Source organism: Streptomyces sp. NPDC001700 (assembly GCF_053596435.1).
Genome location: NZ_JBSFGE010000077.1, coordinates 1 through 3229 on the forward strand (window position 1 = coordinate 1; position 3229 = coordinate 3229).

The window sequence follows — 3229 nt, forward strand, 5'->3', positions numbered from 1 at the left end:
GTGGGGCCGTCCCAGGTGAAGTCTGTTTGCTCCAGGACGGTTTCGCCGTCGGCGGCGAGGCGTTGTTTTGTGGTGCGGCGGCCGAAGGGGTCGTACTGGTAGCGCCAGAGCGTGCCGTCGGGGGTGGTGACGGTGGTGAGGCGGTCTTCGGTGTCCCAGGTGTAGTGCCAGGTGTCGGGCTTCTTCGAGAGGCGGGTCTTCTGGCGGAGGGTGAGGCGGCCCGCGTCGTCGTGTTCGTAGCGGATGGCGCCCGCGCGGGTGATGCGGGTGCCGGTGTAGGTGCGTTCGCCGGTAGCTTCCTGGGGGGTGCCTCTATGTCTTTCGTCAAGCGAGGCGTGGGGTTCTGGGTTCGTAGAAGGTGCCGTCGCGGAGCATCGCGAACAGGACGCTGATGCGGTGGCGGGCCAGGCGGAGAAGAGCCTGTGTGTGGGTCTTGCCGCGGGCCCGGCATCGGTCGTAGTAGGTGCGGGAGGCTGGATCGTGCAGGGCCGCGAATGCGGACAGGAACATCGCCCGTTTGAGTTGCCGGTTGCCGCCTCGTGGAGCGTGTTCGCCGTGGATCGAGGTCCCCGACGACTTCGTCGTCGGGGCGAGGCCGGCGTAGGAGGCCAGGTGGGCGGCGGTGGGGAAGCTGGTGCCGTCGCCGACGGTGACCAGCAAGGTTGCGGCGGTCCTGACCGCGACCCCTGGGATCGAGGTCAGGACCGGGGAAAGAGGGTGGGCCTCCAGCAGGGCCGCGATCTGCGCTTCCAGAGCCCGGCGCTGTTCGTGAACAGCGGCGAGCGAGCGGGCCAGCGACGGGATCACGACGTCGAGGGTGCCCGTGCCGGGAACGACGACCGTCTGCTCGTCGAGCGCGTCGAAGACCTCGTCGATCAGCCGCTGTGCCATGCGCGGGGCCTTGGGCCGGATCACCTCAGCCAGCCTGCGTCGACCGGCTTTTCGCAGCGCGGCCGGGGATCCGTAGCGTTCCAGCAGCCAGGTGATGGCCTGGTGGTCCAGGCGCGGGCCGAGGACGCGTTCCAGGCTCGGGTGGAACTGGGTGAGCAGGCCGCGGATCCGGTTGGAGGTGCGGGTGGCCTCGGCCGCCAGGTCTTGGTCGAAGCCGACCAGAACGGTCAGCTCGGCGGTGATCTCGTCGGTCAGCTCCAGCGAGCGCAGGGTGTGGGGCATGGTGCGGGCCGCGTCGGCGATCACGGCCGCGTCCTTCGCGTCGGTCTTCGCCTCGCCCGGGTAGAGGTCGGCGATCCGCCGCATGGCAAGTCCGGCAGGTAGGCGACCTTGCAGCCCGCATCCCGGGCCACCGTCAGCGGCAGAGCGCCGATCGAGCGGGCTGGTCCACGATCACCAGTACGGTGCCGAACTTCGCGGCGAGTTTGTCGAAGACGGCCCGCGGTTTCGGTTCGCTGTTGGGCAGCTGCTTGTCGAAGACCTTCTTGCCGGCCGGGGTGAGCCCGTGCCCGTGATGGGCGCTCTTGCCGACGTCCAGGCCGAGGAAGACGCCCACGTCGTCGATGTCGTACAACCCGTCCTCCAGAACAGGGCTCGTGCGATGCCGGCCGGGGCGGTAGTGCCGTACGCGCGCATCCACGTTATGCAGACCTGCCACCCGCGAGATGCCGGGCATTGCGCCAGGCCGGGCGGTAGTCAGACCTCTCATCAGCGTCTCCAACGGCACCTCCCAGGCCCGGTGACACCACCCCCCAGGTCATCCGTTCGACAGGGGGGAACAGTCATGCCGGGCCCGGAGGCCAGCGGCCCTCTTGCAGGACCGCAGAAAACATAACGGGGGGGGAGATCACGCCGGCCACAAGGAACAAGGCAGCATGATCCGCCGCTACATCATCTGGCGGAACCGCCACGCCGACGACAGGCGCCTACGCGCCGTCGTCGACAGGGCAAACGTTGCCTGACGCGGCACTAGCCGGGGAGTGTTCTGCGGCCAGGGTGCCGCCGATGCGTCGGGTTTGTCTTGCGGCCTGCCGTACCACCGGAAGACAACCCAACGATGGCGCGCAACGTCCGCCACGTCCGGGCGGTACTGGGGAAGGGCTGAGCGTACGGTCCGTAGGCCCTGGGCACGACAGGCGCCGTCTTGTGTGCCTACCTGCGCCGCTCGGCAACGGCATCCGGCGCCGTGTGGCGGCTCGCGGCAGCACCCTTCGTGGGGAAGGCTCGCCTGTACTCGCCGGGCGAGATCCCGATCTGCTTGAGGAAGTGGTGGCGGAGGTTGTTGGCCGTGCCCAGGTCCAGGGAGACAGGAGTGCGCTAGCCATCTTCTTGACTTTTATCGCGCTTACGGTGGGTTCGGATCTTAAATCATGCTCAAGAGGTGCTCGATGTACTCGATTTCTGACCCTTGCAGGGAGGTCTTGTCGATGAGCCCCAGCGGCGAGAAGCTGCTAGCGTGAATGAGTCCTGTGTCGCTCAATTCGACGAGTGCGTGGAGTTGACTCTCCCTGCAAGTCCATTCTGTTTCCAGGTTGACGGAAGAGGAAAGGATGATTGCCAGAAGGGTGGCTTCTCTGGAGTCGAATGAATTTACCCAGTCTGTGATAGTTCCACAGGTATCCTCTCTTTTCTTTGGGTCATCTGAAACCAATCCTTTTGTAAGGGTGACGAGTCGCTTATCGCCCACAGTCATGATTATGTCCTATGAGGTGGAAAGTTCTTGCTCTTGAGGGTGTCAGCTAGAGCCCAGGGAAGGCTTGCGGCCATGGTATATGGCTGGCGTTGGCCGCTCCTGGATTGTAGTTGGGGCTGGCAGGATTGTGTACGTTTCTTGGGTGCAGGTTGCCCAGGTCGTCTTGGTATTTTCCACCGAACTGAATCCGGTATGTCTCGCCCATGGCTGCGTGCGAGCCAACGGGTGCATTTCCGTCTGGGCCATGAATTCGCAGCCGGACTGTCCGCCCTTCGGAGTCGACCCACTTATACTCCAACCCGTACTGGGCTCCCCCGTTTGGATCTGGTGTAAGTTCTCGAACGCTCGCGTGGTCTGGTACGACATTCATTGGATCTCGACCACGCATGTCCCAGGGGCCTGGTCCTGTGCCCGGAGCATCTCCCGATGGAGGGCAGGGGCCGAGGCCGAGGGGATCTGTCCAGGTGTGGGGGTTGTGGACGTAGGTTGTGGGGTTGGGGGCGGGGGTTAGGCCTAGGGGGTCGGGGGATAGGTAGCGGGCGGAGTCTGGGTCGTAGTAGCGGTGGAAATTGTAGTGGAGGCCGG

At 65.2% G+C, this 3229-nt stretch carries 2 protein-coding genes and 3 pseudogenes; 1 reads left to right on the forward strand and 4 read right to left on the reverse strand.

Annotation, left to right across the window (positions count from 1 at the left end):
* Together ACWC5C_RS41995 and ACWC5C_RS42000 are read right to left on the reverse strand one after the other, a co-directional pair.
* Positions 1 to 302, reverse strand: a pseudogene (locus tag ACWC5C_RS41995) (hypothetical protein); the annotation flags it as partial.
* A 22-nt stretch (positions 303 to 324) separates the two neighbouring features.
* A pseudogene (locus ACWC5C_RS42000) lies at positions 325 to 1525 on the reverse strand (IS110 family transposase).
* A 265-nt stretch (positions 1526 to 1790) separates the two neighbouring features.
* Between ACWC5C_RS42000 and ACWC5C_RS42005 the strand changes: the two are divergent.
* Positions 1791 to 1913: pseudogene (locus tag ACWC5C_RS42005) on the forward strand (IS630 family transposase); the annotation flags it as partial.
* A 401-nt stretch (positions 1914 to 2314) separates the two neighbouring features.
* Here the strand turns inward: ACWC5C_RS42005 and ACWC5C_RS42010 are convergent.
* Positions 2315 to 2644, reverse strand: a complete 330-nt coding sequence (locus ACWC5C_RS42010; protein ID WP_450884627.1) for a hypothetical protein — start codon at positions 2642 to 2644, stop codon at positions 2315 to 2317.
* Between the two features lie 46 nt (positions 2645 to 2690).
* A partial coding sequence (locus tag ACWC5C_RS42015; RefSeq protein ID WP_450884629.1) for a polymorphic toxin type 30 domain-containing protein occupies positions 2691 to 3229 on the reverse strand: 539 nt, incomplete at its 5' end.

What these genes read in the sequence shown, in the direction of transcription:
- ACWC5C_RS42010 (WP_450884627.1), bottom strand. Translation starts at nt 2,644, where the DNA reads ATGACTGTGGGCGATAAGCGACTCGTCACCCTTACAAAAGGATTGGTT.